General features: G+C 61.9%; 19 protein-coding genes. 5 read left to right on the top strand and 14 right to left on the bottom strand.

The window, feature by feature from the left end; translation table 11 throughout:
• Window positions 1–33: 33 nt before the first annotated feature.
• The 5 genes from rodA to ACXYL9_RS08005 are packed head-to-tail and all read right to left on the bottom strand — an operon-like array spanning window position 34 to window position 5725.
• Complete coding sequence (rodA, locus tag ACXYL9_RS08025; RefSeq protein ID WP_459039060.1) at window positions 34–1149, bottom strand: rod shape-determining protein RodA; 1116 nt, start codon at window positions 1147–1149, stop codon at window positions 34–36.
• A complete protein-coding gene (gene mrdA, locus ACXYL9_RS08020; RefSeq protein ID WP_459039059.1) occupies window positions 1146–3188 on the bottom strand; it encodes a penicillin-binding protein 2 in 2043 nt (680 codons plus the stop codon). The genes rodA and mrdA overlap by 4 nt, the downstream gene beginning before the upstream one ends.
• A complete protein-coding gene (mreD, locus tag ACXYL9_RS08015; protein WP_459039058.1) occupies window positions 3188–3757 on the bottom strand; it encodes a rod shape-determining protein MreD in 570 nt (189 codons plus the stop codon). Before mreD ends, mrdA begins: the two co-directional genes overlap by 1 nt.
• A complete protein-coding gene (mreC, locus tag ACXYL9_RS08010; RefSeq protein WP_459039057.1) occupies window positions 3757–4662 on the bottom strand; it encodes a rod shape-determining protein MreC in 906 nt (301 codons plus the stop codon). Before mreC ends, mreD begins: the two co-directional genes overlap by 1 nt.
• Before the next feature lie 19 nt (window positions 4663–4681).
• On the bottom strand, window positions 4682–5725 hold the full coding sequence (locus tag ACXYL9_RS08005) for a rod shape-determining protein (protein WP_459039056.1): 1044 nt from the start codon (window positions 5723–5725) through the stop codon (window positions 4682–4684).
• Between the two features lie 187 nt (window positions 5726–5912).
• Between ACXYL9_RS08005 and mutL the strand changes: the two genes are divergently transcribed.
• Entirely contained in the window at window positions 5913–7745 is a 1833-nt protein-coding gene (gene mutL / locus ACXYL9_RS08000) for a DNA mismatch repair endonuclease MutL (protein WP_459039055.1), read from the top strand.
• Window positions 7745–8215, top strand: coding sequence for a hypothetical protein (locus ACXYL9_RS07995; protein ID WP_459039054.1), 471 nt, complete (start codon window positions 7745–7747; stop codon window positions 8213–8215). The genes mutL and ACXYL9_RS07995 overlap by 1 nt, the downstream gene beginning before the upstream one ends.
• Window positions 8216–8218: 3 nt before the next feature.
• Here the strand turns inward: ACXYL9_RS07995 and ACXYL9_RS07990 are convergent, their stop codons facing one another.
• The 9 genes from ACXYL9_RS07990 to ACXYL9_RS07950 form a co-directional block, all read right to left on the bottom strand.
• Entirely contained in the window at window positions 8219–8956 is a 738-nt protein-coding gene (locus ACXYL9_RS07990) for a MauE/DoxX family redox-associated membrane protein (RefSeq protein WP_459039053.1), read from the bottom strand.
• Window positions 8957–8976: 20 nt separating this feature from the next.
• Window positions 8977–9789: a DUF1206 domain-containing protein gene (locus ACXYL9_RS07985; RefSeq protein ID WP_459039052.1), complete on the bottom strand. Its 813-nt coding sequence runs from the start codon at window positions 9787–9789 to the stop codon at window positions 8977–8979.
• A gap of 51 nt (window positions 9790–9840) precedes the next feature.
• Window positions 9841–10941 (bottom strand): redox-regulated ATPase YchF, encoded by a 1101-nt coding sequence (ychF, locus tag ACXYL9_RS07980; RefSeq protein WP_459039051.1) that lies wholly within the window; start codon window positions 10939–10941, stop codon window positions 9841–9843.
• A gap of 56 nt (window positions 10942–10997) precedes the next feature.
• Window positions 10998–11987, bottom strand: coding sequence for an SDR family oxidoreductase (locus ACXYL9_RS07975; protein WP_459039050.1), 990 nt, complete (start codon window positions 11985–11987; stop codon window positions 10998–11000).
• On the bottom strand, window positions 11980–12516 hold the full coding sequence (locus ACXYL9_RS07970; protein WP_459039049.1) for a P-loop NTPase family protein: 537 nt from the start codon (window positions 12514–12516) through the stop codon (window positions 11980–11982). Before ACXYL9_RS07970 ends, ACXYL9_RS07975 begins: the two co-directional genes overlap by 8 nt.
• Window positions 12513–13082, bottom strand: coding sequence for an aminoacyl-tRNA hydrolase (pth, locus tag ACXYL9_RS07965; RefSeq protein WP_459039048.1), 570 nt, complete (start codon window positions 13080–13082; stop codon window positions 12513–12515). Before pth ends, ACXYL9_RS07970 begins: the two co-directional genes overlap by 4 nt.
• An 89-nt stretch (window positions 13083–13171) precedes the next feature.
• Complete coding sequence (locus tag ACXYL9_RS07960; protein ID WP_459039047.1) at window positions 13172–13870, bottom strand: 50S ribosomal protein L25/general stress protein Ctc; 699 nt, start codon at window positions 13868–13870, stop codon at window positions 13172–13174.
• A 127-nt stretch (window positions 13871–13997) separates the two neighbouring features.
• Window positions 13998–14876: a TraB/GumN family protein gene (locus tag ACXYL9_RS07955; protein WP_459039046.1), complete on the bottom strand. Its 879-nt coding sequence runs from the start codon at window positions 14874–14876 to the stop codon at window positions 13998–14000.
• Window positions 14873–15844 (bottom strand): TraB/GumN family protein, encoded by a 972-nt coding sequence (locus tag ACXYL9_RS07950; protein WP_459039045.1) that lies wholly within the window; start codon window positions 15842–15844, stop codon window positions 14873–14875. The genes ACXYL9_RS07955 and ACXYL9_RS07950 overlap by 4 nt, the downstream gene beginning before the upstream one ends.
• Window positions 15845–15973: 129 nt before the next feature.
• Here ACXYL9_RS07950 and ACXYL9_RS07945 point away from each other — a divergent pair, with 129 nt between their 5' ends.
• Genes ACXYL9_RS07945 through glyS form a run of 3 tightly spaced genes read left to right on the top strand, consistent with a single transcriptional unit; the run spans window position 15974 to window position 21146 of the window.
• A complete protein-coding gene (locus ACXYL9_RS07945; protein ID WP_459039044.1) occupies window positions 15974–18073 on the top strand; it encodes a molybdopterin oxidoreductase family protein in 2100 nt (699 codons plus the stop codon).
• A gap of 56 nt (window positions 18074–18129) precedes the next feature.
• On the top strand, window positions 18130–19041 hold the full coding sequence (locus ACXYL9_RS07940) for a glycine--tRNA ligase subunit alpha (RefSeq protein WP_459039043.1): 912 nt from the start codon (window positions 18130–18132) through the stop codon (window positions 19039–19041).
• Entirely contained in the window at window positions 19038–21146 is a 2109-nt protein-coding gene (gene glyS, locus ACXYL9_RS07935; RefSeq protein WP_459039042.1) for a glycine--tRNA ligase subunit beta, read from the top strand. Before ACXYL9_RS07940 ends, glyS begins: the two co-directional genes overlap by 4 nt.
• Window positions 21147–21165 lie beyond the last annotated feature (19 nt).

The raw sequence follows: 21165 nt of genomic DNA, 5'->3' as shown, positions 1-21165 counted from the left end.
GCCAATTGGAAGAGGGGATTGCGCTGCTCCCGATCAGGCAATCCCGTCGGCCGTCCGCAGGCGGTTCCAGCGGTTGATCATCAGCAGGCCACCAAGACAGATCATATTCGTCATCATGGACGAACCACCATGGCTCATGAAGGGCAGGGGGATGCCCACCACTGGGGCCAGGCCCATCACCATCAACAGGTTGATGGCGATGTAGAAGAACATGGTGCCGACGAGCCCTGCGCCAAGCAAACGGTCGAACCGGTGCCGGGCCTGTCGCGCCACCCTGAGACCCCAGCCCAGGATCAGGCCGAACATCACCAGTGTGAAAATTCCGCCGAGCAATCCCCATTCCTCGGCCATGGTCGCGAAGACGAAATCGGTATGCGGTTCGGGGAGGTAATTGAGATGGCTTTGCGAACCTTCGTTGAACCCTTTGCCAGTTAACCCGCCCGATCCGATTGCGATCTTGGACTGGGTAATGTGGTAGCCGGTGCCGAGCGGGTCGCTTTCCGGATCCATGAAGGTCGTCACCCGCTGTTGCTGGTAGGGCTTGAGCGCGAAGAAATAGGCCAGCGGTATTGCTACTAGGCCGGCCGCGGCCCCGCTCATGAACCAACGCATCGGTAAACCGGCAAGGAACATCACCAACGCCCCGCCGAAAATGATCGCCAGCGAGGTGCCGAGATCGGGCTGCATCAGCACCAGCCCGACGGGCAGGGCGATGATAACCCCCGCCGGGATCAGCGACCGCCAGGTTCCGACCATGCCGACCGGCAATTCGGAATAGAACTTGGCGAGGGCAAGCACCACGGCGGGCTTCATCAGTTCGGACGGCTGCAGCCTGATCGGGCCGACTTCGAGCCACCGCTGGCTACCGCCGCCCATTGCCCCGACTGCCTCGACCGCCATCAGCAGCACCAGCACCACGACATAGCCGGGGTAGGCAAAGAACTTCGCCACATCGCGCGGAAACAGCGCCATCATGCTGGCGACGAAGAGAAATATGGCGAAACGGATCAGGTGCGAGGAAGCGAACGGCTGGAAACTGCCGCCTGCCGCCGAATAAAGAACCGCCGCGCCAAAACCGACCAGCAGAAACAAGGGAATAAGCACGCCCCACGGCTGCCGCGCGACGGGGGTAGGGATGATCGAATTCACCGCGCCCCCCGGTCGATCTCAGGTCCACGGGTACTCTCGTTCCGACTCGTGCTTGCTTCCTCGGCCAGTGCCTCGGTCTGCTGTGCCGCGAGCCTTGCCTCCGCATCCACCCGGTCGAAAATTTCTTCGTCGCGCCGGGGAACCGGCTCGACTTGCGCGCCGCGCTCGGCAGCATAGGCAGCATATTTACGCGAAAGCCGTTGTTGCGCGGTGCCACCCCATTGGTCTTCGAGAGTCTTGAGCGCCTCCAGCCCCTTACCGGGGTCGAACAGGAAGGTCATTACGTCGCGGGCGATCGGATAGGCAGCGCCCGACCCGCCACCGTGTTCGATCACTACCGCGCCAGCGTATTTGGGCTTGTCGAGCGGGGCGAAGAACACGAACAGGCCGTGGTCGCGGTATTTCCACGGGCCAGAGCGACCATCGGACACGCTGAGGCTGACCACCTGCGCCGTACCGGTCTTTCCGGCCATCTGGATGTTCTCCAGCGGCAACCGTGCACGGCCAGCCGTGCCGGGTCCGTTGACGACATCGGCCATGGCCTGCCGGACGTGTTCAATATTTTCCTGCGAGAAACCGAGGCTCGCCGGGGTTGGTGGTTTATCGAGCCGTAGCCGCGGCATCAGGTTCTTGCCGGTCGCCAGCCTGGCCGACATGACCGCCAATTGCAGCGGATTGACCAGGTAATACCCCTGGCCAATGCTGGAATTGACAGTGTCGAACGCGCGCCAAGGTTCGCCGTATTTTTTCTCCTTCCACTCCGGGTTAGGGACTGTGCCATAAAACTGGCTTATCACCGGAAGCGGAAATTCCTGACCCAGGCCCGTGGTTTCAGCCATCTGTGCAATGGGGCCGAAACCAATCTGCTGGGAGAAGTGGTAGAAATAACTGTCACAGCTCTGGTAGATGGCCTTGGCCATATCGACCACGCCGTGATTGCTCCAGCAATTGAAGAAACGGTTGCCGATCCTGCGCCCGCCGCCGCAGACGATCTTCTCGTTGGGATCGATACCTGCCTGCAGGAACGCCATGCAGTGCATTGGCTTTATCGTCGATCCCGGCGGATAGAGGCCCTTTAGCACCTTGTTCCGCAGCGGCACGCGGTCATCATCGCGCAGCATGGAATATTCCACACTACCGATACCTTCGGAAAAGCTGTTCGGATCGAAGCTGGGCATCGACGCCATGCACAGCAAATCGCCCGTGTCGCAGTCCATGACCACCACCGACCCGCTTTCGAGCCCGATGCGGCGTGCAGCATAATCCTGCAACGGCCCGTCGATCGTCAGCTTGACCGGGTTGCCCTGGACATCGGGCCTGGTGTCGAGGTCGCGCACGATCCGGCCCGACGCGGTCACTTCGACCCGTCGCGCTCCGGGCTTGCCCCGCAGGTTCTGTTCGAACTGCTTCTCGAGGCCGTCCTTGCCGATCTTGTACCCAGGCGTGATCAGCAGCGGGTTGCGGTCCTGGTCATATTCTTCGGCTGATGCCGGCCCGACATAACCGAGCAAATGGCCAACTGACGGCCCGGTTGGATAAAAGCGCGAAAAACCGCGCTGGGGCACGACACCGGGCATATCGGGCAAACGCAGCGAAACGGCTGCGAACTGTTCATAATCAAGGCCGCTAGCGACTTCTATCGGGGCCCAGCCCCGCGATTGCGCAACTTCGTCCTGCAGATCCCGTAACCGGTTAGGATCCAGATCGAGCAGTTCGCCAAGGCGGATGAGTGTCACTTCCGGCTCGACCATCCGTTCGGGGATGATGTCGACGCGGAAATCTGCCCGGTTAGAGGCCAGCGGCGCACCATTACGGTCAAGGATCCACCCTCGGCGTGGAGGAATCAGAGTAAGATTGACCCGGTTGCTCTCACTCTCGGTCGCGTATTTCTCGTTCTCCGCGATGGCGATATAGGCCATCCGCCCTGCGAGCAGCATACCGACCCCACCACCAACGCTGCCAATCGCAAAACTGCGGCGGTTGAAGCGGTTTTGCAGGAGGGTGGTGCTGACCGGCAGGCGGGGAAAGCCCAGCGGCATCAGTCGACCTCCCGCACGCGCAGGAGGCGCAATTTATCGAGATCGGCGACCATGCGGGCCACAATGGGGAATGCGAGCACCGACAGCAAGACCTGCGGGCCCATCGCTGCGAGCAGGACGAGATCGACGTCAGCCCCTGAGAAGATGGCGGCGATGATGATATTGGCCGCCAGGGCGAGCGCAGCGGTCCACCAGTCCTGTCGGAAATCACGCCAAGGGAACCGGTTCTCTACAAACTCTATCGCCAGCAGGGTCAGCGAAAACAGCAGGACCGAGCAACCAAACGGCTGGCCGCTGAAAAGATCGTTCCACAGACCCAGAGGCAGGCCTGCCCAGACTGGTATCACGCCTGGCCGGACGAGCCGCCAACCGAGCAAAAATAGCAGTGAAAGGGGGGGAACCAGCGGCACGGCTGTGGTGATAATAATGAACGGTATGATCGCTGCCAGCATGACCGAGCCCCAGGGGACCAGGGCCAACAGGAATGGCGAAGGTTCGCGGTTGATGCGGCTGCCATAGGCATCGCGCCGGGCCAGGCGAAAGCGACGCTTGTGCCTGGGCGCGAGCATTACTCGACCACCGTCGATTCTCCGAGCGGCACATCGGGCGGCACGCGGGCAGCCTTGACGGTACTGGGCTGGAAAATCGGTTCGACCGAGACGAAATCCGTGGCGGCCGGATCGCTGATGATGCGAGCAACCGCACCATCATCGGTCAGTTCAGTGGCGACGGCGACAGCGACGCCGGGACGGAAGAAACCGCCGGCCCCGCTAGTTACGAATATGTCGCCGACCTTGAGGGGGTTGATGCCAAGGTTAATCAGGCGGACACTGATCATCCCGTCACCGCGCCCTTCGGCAAACGCGACCACGTCATCCTTGACGCGGCGGACCGGCACAACGCTTTCGGTGTCGGTGAACAGCAATACCCGTGCGCTATTGGGTGAAACCTCGAGCACCCGGCCAATGAAGCCGCGGGGCGAACGGACCGGCATTCCTGGCCGGACCCCGTGGCGTGATCCGACCCCGAGATAGGCGAAGCGGCGTGCGCTGGTTGCGGTCGAACCGACCACCCGGGAAATCGCAACCGGCTCCATGTCGCTGTCGTCGATCTGGAGCAACGATTTGAGGCGGCCGTTCTCCTGCTTGAGGGCTTCGGCTTCGGCGAGGCGAATGCGAGCGAGTTCGACTTCTTTCTTGAGTGCATCGTTCTGGCTGCCGGCGCGCAAGTAACCCGCCACGCTGTTGATCCAGCTGCGACCTTCGGACCGCACGACAGCGGCTCCCTGGCCAACCGGGACGACCGTTTCCGCCGCAGTGCTGCGCAGGCCGCTGAAGGCGTGCGGGCTGAGCAGCGAAATGCCCAGCAACAACGCGCCCACGAGCGCACCTATGCTGGCCAGCACGTAGCCAGTGAATTGTCCGTATTGCGCCCTTCGCGAATGCCCCGAGCGCCGTGAGGAAGGCGGCGCCATGTCCTCGACTTCCTTCGTGTCAGGCGGTCATCAAAACGCCGCGATAGATTGGATCTTCCATTGCCCGACCCGTGCCAAGCGCGACACAGGAGAGCGGATCCTCGGCGATACTCACCGGCAAGCCGGTTTCTTCGCGCAGGTGCTCGTCGAGTCCCTTGATGAGTGCCCCACCGCCGGTCAGGACGATGCCCTGGTCGACGATATCGGCAGCGAGTTCGGGAGCGGTGTTTTCAAGCGCAATGCGAACGCCTTCGACGATGGCGCCAATTGGCTCACTCAGCGCCTCGGCGATATGCGCCTGGTTGATGGTGATTTCCTTGGGTACGCCGTTAACGAGGTCGCGCCCCTTGATAGTAATGATTTCACCGATGCCGTCCGCCGGAGCAACCGCGATGCCGTAATCCTTCTTGATCCGCTCCGCCGTGCTTTCCCCGATCAGCAGGTTGTGATGACGACGCACGTAGGAAACGATCGCCTCGTCCATCTTGTCACCGCCAGTGCGGACCGAAGTGGTGTAGGCCAGGCCGCGCAGGCTGAGGACCGCTACTTCGGTGGTGCCGCCGCCAATGTCGACGACCATTGAACCGACCGGCTCGGTCACCGGCATATCGGCACCGATCGCCGCGGCCATTGGCTCGAGGATCAGGTAAACCGCGCTGGCACCGGCATTGCTGGCCGCGTCGCGAATGGCGCGCCGTTCCACCGAGGTCGATCCCGAGGGAACGCAGATGGTGATTTCGGGATAACGGAACAGGCTCTTCTTTCCATGCACCTTCTGAATGAAGTGCTTGATCATGTGCTCGGCGATTTCGATGTCGGCGATGACACCGTCGCGCAGCGGACGAATGGCCTCGATGCTGTCCGGCGTCTTGCCCATCATCATCTTGGCATCGTCACCCACGGCCTTGACTCTGGGCTGCCCATTGATCGTTTCGATGGCAACCACCGACGGCTCGTCGAGAACGATGCCTTGATCCTGGACGTAGACCAAAGTGTTGGCCGTGCCGAGGTCGATAGCCATGTTCTGGGTGCCGAATTTGAGAAGTTTGGAAAAGAAGCTCATCGCAACTGGGAATCCGTCTTTTGATACAAGGGACGGCCCGCAAAATTGCGAAAACGGCAATCCCTGATTGTGGGAGTGGCTCCCTTTACCGAGTCGTGCGCAAAAAGGGAAAAAATTTTCCAAGTAATCCCACGGAAAAAGGGCGGCTCGTCTCGAAATAGCTGCCACTGGCCGCTACGCAGGTGAAATGCCCGTCATTCGCCGCCTTCCCGAAGACCTGGTCAACCGCATCGCAGCTGGTGAAGTGGTCGAGCGACCCGCGGCTGCGCTCAAGGAACTGGTGGAGAACGCCGTGGATGCCGGCGCCACTCGAATAGCCGTCAAGCTTGTCGATGGCGGGCTCTCTCGGATCGAGGTGACAGACGACGGTTACGGGATGGACCCGGTGGCAATGGAGCTCGCGCTCGAACGCCACGCAACATCGAAATTGCCCGACGAGCTGATCGGTTCCGGGCAGGCGATCGAACGCGTCGCCACGCTGGGTTTTCGCGGCGAAGCCTTGCCGTCTATCGCCAGCGTTTCACGCTTTACTCTGGAAAGCCGTCCCCATGGGGGGCCACAGGCTGGGCAGGGCTGGCGCCGCGTCGTCGATCACGGCCAGTTGGTCGAAGAGGGTCCGGCCGCCCTGCCGCCCGGTACGCGTGCCCGAATCGAACAGGTTTTTGCCAAGGTGCCGGCGCGGCGCAAGTTCCTGCGCACAGCGCGCAGCGAATATGCCGCTTGTCTCGATGTCGTCCGCCGACTGGCGATGGCGCGACCGGACATAGGTTTCACCCTGGATCACGGCGAGCGTCGCACGATCGCTGTCCAACCCGACGAGACCCTGGCCGACCGGGTCGCGCAAATCGTCGCGCGCGAATTGAAAGACAACGGAGTGCTGCTCGACATGCAGCGCGACGCCATGCGGCTGACAGGGGTTGCGGGCCTGCCGACATACAACCGCGGAGTGGGCGACCAGCAGTATCTTTTCGTCAACGGGCGCCCGGTGAAAGATCGCCTGTTGGTCGGGGCAGTACGCGGTGCCTATTCGGACATGCTCGCCCGGGACCGGCACGCGGTGCTGGCGCTATTTCTCGAGCTACCGGCCGAGGATGTTGACGTGAATGTGCATCCGGCCAAGACGGAAGTCCGGTTTCGCGATGCGGCGGCGGTGCGTGGCTTCATCGTCAGCGGCCTGCGGCAAGCGCTGTCCACTGGCGACCGACGCAGCGCCCAAGGGCCAGATGCCCGGGCCATGGGACGTTGGCAGCAGGAACCTGTCCTCGACGAAACATCACCTGTGCTACGCTCGATTTTCGGTGGGCGCGACTGGACCGGAGGCGGGACCGGCGTTCGCGAGCCAATGCGCGATTGGCGCGGAGTCGACGTGCAGGCCTTGGAACCACTGCCCCAGGGCCGGGCAGTAGAGTCCGACACTGCCGAGGAGGATCAACCCGACTACCCGCTTGGCATCGCCCGGGGACAAGTCGCCAACACCTACATCGTGGCCGAAGCGAAGGACGGATTGGTACTGGTCGATCAACACGCGGCCCACGAACGGCTTGTTCTCGAACGGCTCAAGGCGGCCGGTGCAGGGCAAGCGGTTGCGCGGAGCCAGGCCCTGTTGATGCCCGAAGTGGTCGAACTGGACGAACCGGCTTGCGACCGGCTGGAAGACGCCGTCGACAGGCTCGACATGATGGGGCTGGCGATAGAGAGGTTCGGACCGGGCGCGATGCTGGTCCGCTCGCTGCCGCATGCCCTGGCAGGGTCAGATCCGCACAAGCTGTTGAGCGATATTGCCGATGATCTTGCCAAGCATGGGGACGCGCTGTGGCTTGAGGAAAAGCTCGACCTGGTGCTGGGCACGATGGCCTGTCACGGCTCGGTCAGGGCCGGGCGGGTCCTGCGCGCCGACGAGATGAATGCACTGCTTCGGGAGATGGAACGGACCCCTCGTTCAGGCCAATGCAATCACGGACGTCCGACGTGGATCAAGCTGTCGATGGAAGATGTCGAGAAACTGTTCGGGAGACATTGATGCGTTGCCTGCTACCCGCTGCCTTCGGACTGATCGTCGCATCCTGCAGCGAGGGCTCACCGCCCACCACCGACGCGGAAAAGATTGCTCTGGTCGAAGGCGCCAACATTAATCCGCTCGAACCTGTCGAGCTCCAACCTTTGAATGAGCGCGATGTTGACCTCGCCGCGTTGCCCGATGAACAATGCGCGTTCCACCCCGGCGCGGGAGATGCTTCGCCCCTGTTTGTCGTGACTTCGGAAATCGGGATTTACAAGCGCCAGGGGCAGGTACGGCGCGTAGTTGCCGACGGAGGCAGCAAGCTGGTCGCAGGTGACATCCACGCACGCTTTGGCGGGCTCGAACACGGGGTGCGGCTTGCGGCAGACGGGGAGGCGACAGCCAATGATATCCCCGTTCGGCTGACTTTGCTTGATGGACGGGACCGCATCGCTTTCGAGCAGCGAGGGACGCTGGACTGCATCGGCTAAGGGCTAGAGCGTCGGACGCAGCAGCATCCAAAACGCCATGCCAACCATGGCGAGGTTCTCACTCAACGAAACGAACCCGAGCGGCACGTTGCTGCTGCCGCCAACGCAAGCGCATTTGATTTCGCGCTTCTGTATGTAGACGGCGTAGAACACGCTGACCGCGCCGATGGTCCCGATCACAAGGGCGATCGGGATCGACAGCCATGGCAATATCCGCCCTGCCATCAGGACCGCCGCGGTCGCTTCGAGATAGGGATAGGCGTATGCGTAAGGGACCCAACGTCGGCCAAGCATGTCGTAACCAATGAACATGCTCGAAAACTGCTCGACATCCTGCAGCTTGAGCATCGCCAACATCGCCATCGAAAAGGCGACGAACCATTCGGCAGTGCGGATTGTCAGCGCCGTATCATAGACGAATTGGCTGAGTGACAGCGCCAATGCGAGGCCAACGGCGAAAACGGCGAACACCGGGCGGTAGCTCGTCGCGTTCTCGTCGCGGCCCTTGCCAAAGTGCTCGAGCAGCGCGTCATGGCCGCCTATCCGCTTGCCATCGATAAAGGTCTGCGGGGTGGTTTGGACACCATGCTCGCGCTTGAACGCATCGGTCTGGTCACGGTTGGCGAGATGATGATCCTCGACCGTGTAACCCTTGCTCTCGAGCAAGTATTTGGACTTCACCCCGTAGGGGCAGACATGGTCGTCCGTCACCATCCGGTAAAGTTGGGCAGTCTTGCTCATGCGTTACTCTTATATGAAGATTATGCGCGGAAAGACGGCACCCGGCCATCATTGGAAAGGTCTGGAATGATACGATAGCGGGCCAGCACAAGGCTGAAGAGGCCGAACATCAACAGACCGATCGCGACCAGGTTGAACAGCAGGCCTTCACCGGCAAGCGAAGCAACCGCACTGCCGAGCGTCTTGACCTGCTCCGCGCCGCTGGAAAGAAACCCGGCCTTGATCAGCGACCAGGCAATGATGGAGTAGACAACCCCGCGCGCAGCGAAGCCGACACCGCCGAGCAACCTCGTAGAACTGGGTGCGCGGGCGGAAATCCGATTCATGAAATCACCGGTATAGGCCTTCTTGAACTGGTTGATTGCCGCCAACGCAAACGCAATGCCGAGAATCCCGAGGACGAGCCCCCCCAACTCCGCAGACAATATGCCCGCCGCAGCTTGTTCGGCTCCGTCCGACCCGCCGCCTGAACTGCGGTCCGAACTGGCATATTTGAAAGCACTGTAGGCCAGCGCGAGGTGACCGACGGCGCTACCCGCATGGCCGATCCGCTTACCCCAGCCTTTCGTATCGGAGCCGTTGTTCTCGATATCAAAGAAAGTGGAGGAGAAGCGGAACAGGGCGTAGGCGGCGAGGCCGATCACCATGATCCACAAGAGCACCGTACCGGCGGGAAAATCCTCGATTGCCAAGAAGATACCGTCGGTACCTTCGGCAATCTTGCCCGCACTGGTGAGGGCGATAAGTCCGAGTACGCCGTATAGAAGCGCACGGCTGAAATAGCCGGTACGAACCAACCAATCGAACTTTTCGGACTTGTCCACCACGCACATTCTCCCTGTTTAGGTTCAGGGGTTGCAACGGGCGAAGGGCGATATTGGTCCCTAGACGTTAAACTTGAACAGCATGACGTCGCCGTCCTGGACCAGGTATTCCTTGCCTTCCTGGCGCAGCTTGCCGGCCTCTCGCGCGGCTGCTTCGCCGCCCAGCGTCACGAAGTCATCATACGCGATGGTCTCGGCGCGAATGAACCCACGTTCGAAGTCGGTATGGATTTCGCCCGCAGCCTGCGGGGCCCTCGCACCGGTATGGAAGGTCCATGCGCGGGCTTCCTTGGGTCCGGCAGTGAAGAAAGTCTGCAGGCCGAGCAATTTGTAACCGGCGCGGATAACGCGGGTCAGGCCGCTCTCTTCGAGGCCGAGCTCGGCGAGGTATTCGGCGCGCTCGTCCTGCTCCATGCCGACCAGTTCGGATTCGATCGCAGCAGAAACGACTACCGCCTGAGCGCCCTCGGCCTCGGCCTTGGCGAAAACTTGCGCGGTCATGGCATTGCCGTTGGACGCGTCTTCCTCTGCAACATTGCAGACATACAGGACCGGCTTGGCGGTCAACAGCTGTGCCTGACGGAAGATGCGCGCTTCCTCGTCGTCCTTGGGTTCGGTCAGCCGAGCGGGCTTGCCTTCGCGCAATAGTTCAAGCGCCTGGCCCAGCACGCTGGCCATCACCTTGGCTTCCTTGTCACCGCTCTTGGCGCGCTTGTCGGCGGCAGGAACGCGCTTTTCGAGACTTTCGAGGTCCGACAACATCAGTTCGGTTTCAACCACCTCGGCATCGGCCAGCGGATCAACCCGGTTGCTGACGTGCTGGATGTCGTCATCCTCGAAACAACGCAGGACGTGGACAATGGCGTCGACTTCGCGAATGTTGCCGAGAAACTGGTTGCCCAGACCTTCGCCCTGGCTGGCACCTTTAACAAGGCCAGCGATGTCGACGAAGGCAAGCTGGGTCGGCACCACCTTCGCCGACTTGGCGATGGCAGCGATCTTGTCGAGCCGTTCGTCCGGCACTGCGACCTGGCCGACATTAGGCTCGATCGTGCAGAACGGATAATTGGCCGCTTGCGCCGCCTGCGTCTCTGTCAGTGCATTGAACAGGGTGGACTTGCCGACATTGGGCAAGCCGACGATCCCGCAACGGAAACCCATCTTGAACTCCGGATTAAATGTGTGGCGCGCGCCTTAGCGGCCTTGTCCTGCGAAGGCTAGCGTTCGTGCACCGCGCGGATCATCGGGCCGATGCGGCTTTCACCCAGCCATGCCAACTGGGTCTGCGCGGTCGCCTTGTTGAGCGCGACCTGTGGCACAGGTCCACCACTCACCGGCATCCGCAGCGGCCGTGTTCCAGACGGCATGGCAATGGTCTTTGCAATGGCATGCGGGATATCCATCGGGTCGGCCGAGCGGCCCGAACCATCCTCGGTCCCCATCCGCGCGACCACCTGCGGATAACCGTCAGTGTGCACCTCGCTGGCTCGCTCTTTCAGCGCCTGCGTATAGACATTGCGATTGACCCAGACCTCGGTCGGATAGCCACCCGGCTCTATGATAGTCACATCGATATTGTGCGGCACCAATTCGTAGGCGAGTGCTTCGCCCATCGCTTCAAGCGCGAACTTGGTCGGCGAGTAGTGCCCGCTATAGGGCACGATCACGCGGCCCAGCTGGCTGCTGATCTGGAATATCTGTCCGCCGCCCTTGGCGCGCATCCCCGGCAACACGGCCCGCACCATCCGGTGGCAACCAAAAACATTGGTGTCGAAGACCAGCCTGGTGGCTTCCATGTCCTGCACTTCGAGCGGCCCCGATATGCCGATTCCGGCATTGTTGACCAGCACATCGAGCGGGCCGCCATTGATTCGCTCCGCCTCGGCAACGCCGGCAGCAACCTGCGCGTCGGATAGCACGTCGATTTCAAGAACATGAATGTCGAGGCCATTGGCCGTCGCAAGATCGCGCAATTCATCGGCTTCGGGCCGGGGCAGGTTGCGCATGGTGGCAAACACTTTTGCGCCGAGCCGCGCGTAATGTTCCGCACCCAGCCTGCCGAAACCCGATGAGCAGCCAGTGATGATGACGGCCTTGCCCGAAAGATCCGGTGTGACTTCCGCCACGTCGGGGTGGGCGAAAGACGCACTGGCGGCCATGGCGCCTGTCGCGGCGGCGCTGGCAAGTAGGGTTCGACGATCAAACATGGGCATGGCGAGTCTCCAATTGCACGAGCCAGTCCTCCAGTTCGCGCGGGTTGGAAAACCGTAGGACCTGCGCTGTCGATTGGGCAAGACGAACTTCGACACCGGGGCGCACATCCCGGTTCCATCGAGCGATATATAGGAAGAATGCGAGGTCGAGCCGTTCCGGGCAGTTGTCAGCCATGTCTGGCCGTGTGCGACCGCGGAAGCGCCAAACTCTCCGGGCGGCACGCCACAGGCAGAGCATCACAGGGAAATCGAGATAGATAACGCAATCGGCGCGGGCGAGGCGCAGCGAGAGGGTGGAACCGTAATTGCCGTCGATGAGCCACTGCTCGCCCGCCAGGATCGGAGTGAGGTCGCGGCGCAGCTCGTCAATTGAACCTTCCTGCCAGCCTGCCTGCCAATGCAGGCGATCAAGATGATGCAATGGCAGGTCGAGCGCGTTCGCTATTCGGTGGGAAGCTGAACTCTTGCCTGCGCCGCAAGGCCCGATGACCAGCACCCGTCGCAACGGAGCGTCGAGCGTCAATCCTGCATCCTCAGCGCGACATCGCTCATGAAGCGGGCGTCGTCACCTTCGGCTAGCCACGAGGCTTCGGCCCCGATTGCGCCCAGCATCTGGACCAGCGTGTCCTGTTCGCTCTTTCCATAATTGCCGAGCACGTGGCCGGTCACGCGATCCTTGTGGCCCGGATGGCCGATGCCGATCCGGACGCGGCGAAAATCCTCGCCGATATGCTGGATGGTTGAACGGATACCGTTGTGACCAGCGGCGCCGCCCCCGCGCTTGACCTTGATCCTGAACGGATCGAGATCGAGTTCGTCATAGAATACCGTGACCGCCTCGGGCCCCAGCTTGTAGAAGCGCATGGCCTCGCCAATGGCCCTGCCACTCTCGTTCATGAAAGTTGCGGGCTTGAGCAGCAGGATTTTCTCATTGCCGATGCGGCCTTCCTGCGACCAGCCCTGGAATTTCTTCTGCACCGGACCGAAACCATGCATTTCGCCCAGCACATCGCACGCCATGAAGCCGACATTGTGCCGGTGCATCGCGTATTTCGGTCCAGGATTTCCAAGGCCAGCCCAGATCTGCATTTCGTGCCTCTAGCGAGCATGCCGTAAAAAGCAAAACGCCGGGCCCCATAGGGACCCGGCGCCTTGGTGATCGCGTGTGTGCGAGACGATCAGTCGTCGGACTTCTTGTCTTCGCCTTCGACGGTTTCGGCGTCCTGTTCGGTGACTTCGGTTTCACCGTCTTCACCTTCGCCTTCGATCTCTTCTTCGTCGTCGCCGCCTTCGCCTTCGGCCTTCTTCAGCGCGGACGGAGCAACCAGCGTCGCGATGGTGTAATCGCGGTCGGTGATGGCGCTTTCGCTACCTTCAGGTAGCTTGACTTCACTGATGTGGATCGAATCGCCGACTTCCTTGCCGGTCACATCGATAGTGATCTCGGAAGGCATCTTGTCGGCTTCGCAGATCAGTTCCAGCTCGTGACGGACCACGTTGAGAACGCCGCCCTTCTTGAGGCCGGGGCTGTCTTCTTCGTTGATGAAGACAACCGGCACTTCGACTTCGACCTTGGCGTCTTTCGACAGGCGCAGGAAGTCGGCGTGTTCCGGACGGTCGCTGACCGGGTGCAGAGCAACGTCTTTCGGCAGCGTGCGCACGGTCTTGCCACCGATCTCGATGTTCACGATCGAGTTCATGAAGTGGCCGCTGTGCAGCTGCTTGGTGAGAATCTTTTCCTCGATGTGGATCATCGTGGGTTGGTCTTTTCCGCCGTAAATTACAGCAGGTACACGGCCTTCGCGTCGCAGTGCACGGGAGGCTCCCTTGCCAGCCCGTTCGCGCGCTTCGGCCGGCAGGGTCAGAGCGTCGCTCATGTCACATAGCCTTTCGAGTGCTTTTTTGGTTCATATCGGCCTCACCACGCCTCCAGGGATGACCATGGCTGCCGAAGGGCGCGCCCTTACGGACAAAGGCGGCGCGATGCAAGGGATTTGCGAGGGCTCAACGCAGCCGTCGCAGTCTGTAGCCCTTCCTTTCCAGCAGGGTGATCAGACCGTCATCCCCGACCAGATGGGCGGCACCGACAGCAACAAGCGGGCGTCGGTCATCCGCGAGCAGCGCCGCAATACGATCGGTCCACGCATGGTTTCGCGTCACCAGCAGCGCCTCGCGCACTTCCGGATCGGCCAGCATCCCCGTTTGCGTTTCCCGTTCCAGCATCGCCACATCGCCGGACAGCCAGACCTGCGCCGCATTGGGAGCCGCCCCGCCGGCAGCAGCTTCGTCGATCACGGCATCAAGGAGAACCCGCTGGTCCTCTTCCGCAAGAGCATCAAAGATTGCGAACTGTGCCGCAGCGCCTTCCAGTTCGATTACCTGACGATTGCGGAAATCACCCAGCAACGCGCGGTCGACCCCGTTTTCGCTTTCAAGACCATTGTTGATGGTTTGTGCCAGCATCAGGGCTGCGGCCCAGGTTTCGATCTGCCTGAACTCGCTCGGCGAGTATGGTGTGCGAGCGGTCAGCTCGTTGAGTTGCGCCACCTTGGCCGGATCTATGCGGTCGCGCAGGAGCGGATGCCCGGTCGATCGCCCGGCGCGCTGGAATTCCTCGCCAATCGCTCCCGAATTATCGAGACCAGCCACCTCGACCACCAGAAAATCCGCTCGGCCAATTACTCGCTGCAACGCCGGAGCCCGCCATTCCACCCCATCGGGCAGGGCATGGATGGTGCCGTAGAGCCAACCCTCGACTTCTCCGTCCGCCCTCGCGATTTGCCAAAGCAGGGGCTGCTCCACCTGGGTGGGGTGGGGGGAGGTCTCGCCACAGGCCCCCAGCAGCAGAGCCGCCGCGGCTGCAAGAAGCATCCGCCAGGTCACTGGACCCGGAAAACCTGGATACCACGCTGGCCCAGCAAGTCCTGCACGCTGCGGGTCCCGGCAAGATGGCCTGCGCCGACCGCCATGAACACACTGCCGGGCGTAGCAAGCCGTTCCTCGATCCACTGCGCCCAATTGGCGTTGCGATTGTAGAGCAGGGCTTCGGCCACCTCGGGAGCCTTGTCCAAGTCCTCGTTCATCAACGCCGCAAGGCCAACGGCATCGCCTTCGAGCCATTCCGCGACCATGGCGTCGACCATCGGTGCAACTTCGTCGACCCCGTCGACGGCTTGCGCGAGGTATTCAAGCTGTGCCTCCATCGGGGCGCTGTCGAAGATCGCGAGCTGGAATTCGATGGTTTCCAGTGCGTCACGCGCGAGATTGCTTTCGGCATTGGTCTCGAGCACTTTTTCCACACCTTGGTCGATCTTGTATCCTTGCTTGACCAAAGGCAGGATCGACAGGGTGAGAGTGGCAAACCACGGCTCGTAAGGGTCGAAAGTCGCCGCGGGAAGGCCGAGAGCGGCCAGGGCCGCTTCATAATTCGCTTTCTGCTCGTCGGTCATCAAGCTGCGCAGCGTCGTGCCGGCCGGCAAAGTACCCAGTTCCGCAACAAGCTGCTGGCTTCTCACTGTCGCCTCGGGCGTCATGAGGATTTCGGTCACCAGCACATCCGAGCTGCCCAGCGCGGCATTGATCGCCGGGGTCATCCAGCTCACCCCGTCAGGCAGGACATGGATGGTGCCGAACAGATAGATCGTCGTGTCCTCGTCCGCGACCTTCCACAGCGCAGGGCCGGCTGCCGCCGCTACTGGTGCCGTCTCCACCGTTTCGACAGGTGCTGCACAAAGATCGTCGCAACTGGCCTGCGCTGGCACAGCGCCCGCAAAAGCAAAGCCTGCAACGGCAGCGAAAAGTGAAGTCTTGAACGGTTTCAGCAAAGTGATTTCTCCAGGCAAGAGGAACACCGATAGTCGTGGGAATATCGCAACGATAGCGAGCAATGTGGCTGCGCGGTATCCCCCCAATGGTCCATGCGGGATGTGTGGCACGCTTGGTTCGGTTCTGCTAGTTTCGTGTGCGCAAGGAGCCTGCCCATGACCACGATTCACAGTCGCACCTGCCATATCTGCGAGGCCAATTGCGGCGTCCTGGTGGAAATGGAGGGGCGCAAGGTCGTCTCGATCAGGGGAAATCCCGATCACGTCCTGAGCCGCGGACACATCTGCCCCAAGGCCACCGCCATTGCCGACCTGCAGGACGATCCGGACCGGCTGCGGCACCCGGTCAAACGCACAGACAATGGCTGGCAGGAAATAAGCTGGGACAGCGCCTTTCGAGAAATTGCGCGAAAAGTGGTCGCTTTGCAGCGCGAAGGCGCACGGGCAGCATTCTATCGGGGCAATCCTGGCGCGCATGATTATGCCCTGTCGACGCAGTCGGGCTATCTGCAACGCGCGGTGGGCGCGCGCGGCACCTTTTCGGCTTCGACCCTCGACCAGATCCCGCACCACTATGCGCAATACCAGATGTATGGTCACGTCAGCCTGGCAGCTGTGCCGGATATCGATCGCACGCAGTTGATCGTTATCGTCGGTGGCAACCCCATGGCCTCGAACGGAAGCCTGTGGACCGTCCCCGATTTCCGCAATCGCGTGAAGGAAATGCAGGCCCGCGGCGGAAAACTGGTGGTGATCGACCCGCGCAAAACCGAGACCGCGAATGTGGCCGACGCATGGCACCCGGTTCGCCCCGGCACCGATACCGCGCTGCTTGTTGGCATATTGCAGTGCGTGCTGGCTGAGGGCGACGCGCTGCGAGCGGGCTTGGCCGAGCTGGCCGATGAGAGCTGGGCCAGGGTGAAGCCCGCCATTGATGGTTTCGATCTAGGAACGCTGGCCGACCACTGCGGGATCGAGGCAGCGACGATCCGATCACTTGCAGCAGAGTTGGCGAGCGGCAAACCGGCCGCGATTTATGGCCGCATGGGCGTATCCGTGTGCGAGTTCGGCACCCTAAATCAATGGCTGATCCAGCTCATCAATCTCGCCACCGGGAACCTCGACCGCGAAGGCGGCACCATGTTCCCGCAGCCGCTGCTTGATCTTGTCGGACAGGTCGGCAAGGGCAACATCAGGACGGTCGAAACCGCGCGCGGCACCTTGCCATCCATCATGGGCGAAATCCCGACCATCGCCTTCGCCGACGAACTGACGCGCGATGATGACCAGCGTATCCGTAGCCTGTTCGTAATCGCCGGTAACCCCGTGCTGTCCGCCCCCGATGGCGAGCGCACCGAAGAAGCGCTGCAAAACCTCGATCTGATGGTGAGCATGGACATGTACATCACCGAGACCAGCGCCCATGCCCACTACATCCTGCCGCCTTGTGGCCCGTTGGAAAAAGACCACTACACCTTCTTCTTCGGCCCGCTCGCCGTGCGCAATTTCGGAGCCTATTCGCCGGCCACCCTGCCGATGGAGGAGGGCGCCAAGGCCGACTGGGAAATCGCCGCCGACCTGGCGCAGGCGATCCTGGCAGAAAAGGGCAAGCCTGCCCCCAACTTCGATACGCCCCGCGAAAGGCTAGACGCCATGCTCAAGGCATCGCCTGCGGGAATGTCGCTGGCCGAGGTTGAATCGCAGTCCAACGGTGTCGATCTGGGGCCGCTTCAGCCGTGTTTGAAGGACCGCCTGCTCACCCGTGACCGATTGCTTCATGCCGCTCCGCCAGAATTGCTGGAGGAACTGCAACGCTTCGCCGCACGGCTCGGCGAGGTGCCCGATGGCTCGCTAAGCCTGATAGGCCGCCGCCATGTCCGCTCCAACAACAGCTGGCTGCACAATTCGCGGCGGTTGGTGAAGGGGCCGGACCGCTGCACGCTGATGATCCATCCAGACGACGCAGCGGAGCGCGGGCTGGAAGATGGCGACATGGCCCTGGTAGCAAGCCGCGTCGGCGAAGTGAAAATCGTTGTCGAGATCACCCAGGACATAATGCCCGGCGTCGTCTCGATTCCGCATGGCTGGGGCCATCACCGCGCCGGTGTCAGCTGGCGCACTGCCGCCGATCATGCCGGGGTTTCGATAAACGACCTGACTGATCCGGAGCGCTATGACCGTCTGACAGGCAATGCGGTGCTCAATGGCACCCCGGTCACCGTCGAACCTGTCCGGGAGGCGGTCGCTGCGGAGTGAAGATGCTGCATTGCGGCATTGACCCTGTCTGACGCCTAAGCCATTGCGCGCAGGCTATGGCGACACAGATCGAACGTAACCCGCAGAACTCCTTCCAGGACATGATCCTGGCGCTGCACGATTTCTGGGTCGCGCAAGGCTGCCTGATCCTGCAACCCTATGACATGCGGATGGGGGCAGGCACCTTTCACACCGCCACCACATTGCGCGCACTGGGGCCTGAGCCGTGGAATGCCGCCTTCGTTCAGCCCTGCCGCCGCCCGACCGATGGTCGCTATGGCGAGAATCCCAACCGGCTGCAGCACTATTACCAATACCAAGTGATCCTGAAGCCAAGCCCGCCCGACATCCAGGATCTCTACCTCGAAAGCCTGCGCGTGATCGGCATTGATCCGCTCAAGCATGATATCCGCTTCGTCGAGGATGACTGGGAAAGCCCAACGCTGGGCGCCTGGGGGCTAGGCTGGGAAGTGTGGTGCGACGGGATGGAAGTCACCCAGTTCACCTATTTCCAGCAGATGGGCGGTTTCGACTGCAAGCCGGTGGCCGGCGAACTGACCTACGGACTGGAACGGTTGGCCATGTATATCCAGGGCGTCGACAACGTTTTCGACCTCGATTTCAACGGTCGCGGAGTGAGCTACGGCGACGTGTTTCTCGAAAACGAGAAGCAGATGTCGAAATGGAACTTCGAAGTCGCCGAGACCGACGCGCTGTTCGACCTGTTCAACAAGGCCGAAGCCGAGTGCCAGAACGCGCTCAAGGCCGAAGTGCCCATCGCCGCCTATGAACAGGCGGTCGAGGCGAGCCACATCTTCAACCTGCTGCAGGCGCGCGGCGTGATCAGCGTACAGGAACGCGCCAGCTACATGGGCCGGGTTCGCGATCTCGCGCGTGGTTCGTGCGAGGCGCACATGGCCAAGGAAGCCGCCGGCTGGGCGAAAGACTATCCGGAGTGGAGCGCATGAGCGATTTCCTCCTCGAATTGCGCAGCGAAGAGATTCCCGCCCGGATGCAGGCCGGTGCCCGCGCCGAACTGGAAAAACTGTTCCGCCGCGAAATGGACGCCGCCGAGGTCGCGCTGGGCGAAATCACTGTCTGGTCCACGCCGCGCCGGCTGGCCTTGATCGCGCGCGACCTGCCGCAATCGACCGAGGCCGTGCGTGAGGAGGCCAAGGGGCCGCCCGAAGGCGCGCCCGACCAGGCCGTCGACGGATTCTGCCGCAAGAACGGTGTTACCCGCGAGCAATTGGAACTGCGCGAGGTCAAGGGCCGCAACACCTGGTTCGCGGTGATCGAAAAGCCGGGCAGGGCGGTGCAAGAGCTGCTGGCCGAAGCCATTCCCGCCATCATCCGCGACTTCGCCTGGCCCAAGTCGATGCGCTGGGGCGATGCCTCGGTCAGCACCGAGAGCCTGCGCTGGGTGCGGCCGCTGTCGGGCATCGTCGCTTTGCTGGGTGACGACGTGATCGAATGCGAAGTGCATGGCGTTACCAGCGGTTCGGTCACGCTCGGCCACCGCTTCCACCATTCGGGCGACATCACCATCGGCAATGCTGCCGACTACGCGATGAAACTGCGCGCAGGGCATGTCATCGTCGATCACGAGGAACGCCAGGACCTGATCCGCACCGGTGCCGCCAAGGCTGCCGAGGATGCGGGCCTTAAGCTGGTCGAGGACGAGGGTCTGGTGATCGAGAATGCCGGGCTGACCGAATGGCCGGTTCCTCTGCTCGGCCGGTTCGAGGAGGATTTCCTGGAAGTCCCGCCCGAGACGATCCAGCTCACCGCGCGCGTGAACCAGAAATATTTCGTCTGCGAGAATGCCGACGGAAAGCTCGCCAACGCCTTCATCTGCACCGCCAATATCGCGGCGGAAGACGGCGGCGCGCGCGTGGTCGATGGCAACCGCAAGGTCCTCGCCGCACGGTTGGCCGATGCGCGCTTTTTCTGGGATGTCGACCGCAAGAAGACACTTGCCGAACATGCCAAGGGGCTGGAGCGGATCACCTTCCACGAAAAGCTGGGCACCGTTGCCGACAAGGTCGAACGCGTGGCCAGGCTGGCGCGCTGGCTGTGCGAGGAGGGGATCGTCAAGGGCGACCCCGACAAGGCCGAACAGGCCGCGCGCCTCGCCAAGGCTGATCTCGTCACCGAAATGGTTGGAGAATTTCCAGAATTACAAGGTCTTATGGGCGGCTATTACGCCCGCGCCGAAGGGCTGGACAACGAAGTTGCCGACGCCATCCGCGACCACTACAAGCCGGTCGGCCAGGGCGACGAAGCGCCCACCACGCCGGTGACAGTCGCGGTGAGTTTGGCGGATAAGCTGGATACTCTCCGCAGCTTCTTTTCGATAAACGAGAAGCCAACCGGATCAAAAGATCCCTTTGCGCTTAGGCGGGCGGCACTTGGTGTCCTCCGTCTCCTGACCGAGAACAATCTCCGGATGAGTGCGGGCGAAGGCGAACTTCTCGACTTCTTCGCCGACCGTCTCAAGGTTCAGCAGCGTGAAGCTGGTGTGCGCCACGACCTGATCGACGCGGTCTTCGCGCTCGGCGGCGAGGACGATCTCGTCCGCCTGCTCGCCCGCGTCCACGCGCTGCAGGCCTTCGTCGAAACCGACGACGGCGCCAATCTGCTCGCCGGCTACAAGCGCGCGGCCAATATCCTCAAGAAGGAAGACTGGCACGGAATCGAGGGCGAAATCCCTCACACCGGCGAGGAAGACCCGCTGGCGCTGGTCGACGATCCCGACATGAAGGCGGTGATCGACGCCAAGATGCAGCTCGCTCACTCGAAGGAGCTGTCCTACACGCCCGAACCGGCCGAAAAGGCGCTGATGGACGCGCTCGAAAAAGCGGAACCGCGCGCGGCGCAGGCGATTGAGGCAGAAGACTTCACCGGCGCCATGGCGGCACTGGCGAGCCTGCGTGAGCCGATCGACCGCTTTTTCGATGAAGTTACCGTCAATGACGAGGAAAAGCCCAAGCGTGCCCACCGCCTCGACCTGCTCGCCAGTTTCCGCGAGGCGGTCCACCGGGTGGCTGATTTCTCGAAGATCGAAGGGTAAGAATTATTGCTTCTGAACC

Source organism: Qipengyuania sp. CAU 1752 (assembly GCF_054482615.1).
The sequence above is the reverse complement of the archived record's forward strand: the minus strand, read 5'-3'. Positions and strand labels throughout refer to the sequence as shown.

Excerpts from the sequence above, each read along its gene's own strand:
- mrdA (WP_459039059.1), bottom strand. The coding sequence starts at position 3,188 with ATGCCGCTGGGCTTTCCCCGCCTGCCGGTCAGCACCACCCTCCTGCAA.
- mreD (WP_459039058.1), bottom strand. The coding sequence starts at position 3,757 with ATGCTCGCGCCCAGGCACAAGCGTCGCTTTCGCCTGGCCCGGCGCGAT.
- mreC (WP_459039057.1), bottom strand. The coding sequence starts at position 4,662 with ATGGCGCCGCCTTCCTCACGGCGCTCGGGGCATTCGCGAAGGGCGCAA.
- ACXYL9_RS08005 (WP_459039056.1), bottom strand. The coding sequence starts at position 5,725 with ATGAGCTTCTTTTCCAAACTTCTCAAATTCGGCACCCAGAACATGGCT.
- mutL (WP_459039055.1), top strand. The coding sequence starts at position 5,913 with ATGCCCGTCATTCGCCGCCTTCCCGAAGACCTGGTCAACCGCATCGCA.
- ACXYL9_RS07995 (WP_459039054.1), top strand. The coding sequence starts at position 7,745 with ATGCGTTGCCTGCTACCCGCTGCCTTCGGACTGATCGTCGCATCCTGC.
- ACXYL9_RS07990 (WP_459039053.1), bottom strand. The coding sequence starts at position 8,956 with ATGAGCAAGACTGCCCAACTTTACCGGATGGTGACGGACGACCATGTC.
- ACXYL9_RS07985 (WP_459039052.1), bottom strand. The coding sequence starts at position 9,789 with ATGTGCGTGGTGGACAAGTCCGAAAAGTTCGATTGGTTGGTTCGTACC.
- ychF (WP_459039051.1), bottom strand. The coding sequence starts at position 10,941 with ATGGGTTTCCGTTGCGGGATCGTCGGCTTGCCCAATGTCGGCAAGTCC.
- ACXYL9_RS07975 (WP_459039050.1), bottom strand. The coding sequence starts at position 11,987 with ATGTTTGATCGTCGAACCCTACTTGCCAGCGCCGCCGCGACAGGCGCC.
- pth (WP_459039048.1), bottom strand. The coding sequence starts at position 13,082 with ATGCAGATCTGGGCTGGCCTTGGAAATCCTGGACCGAAATACGCGATG.
- ACXYL9_RS07960 (WP_459039047.1), bottom strand. The coding sequence starts at position 13,870 with ATGAGCGACGCTCTGACCCTGCCGGCCGAAGCGCGCGAACGGGCTGGC.
- ACXYL9_RS07945 (WP_459039044.1), top strand. The coding sequence starts at position 15,974 with ATGACCACGATTCACAGTCGCACCTGCCATATCTGCGAGGCCAATTGC.
- ACXYL9_RS07940 (WP_459039043.1), top strand. The coding sequence starts at position 18,130 with ATGGCGACACAGATCGAACGTAACCCGCAGAACTCCTTCCAGGACATG.
- glyS (WP_459039042.1), top strand. The coding sequence starts at position 19,038 with ATGAGCGATTTCCTCCTCGAATTGCGCAGCGAAGAGATTCCCGCCCGG.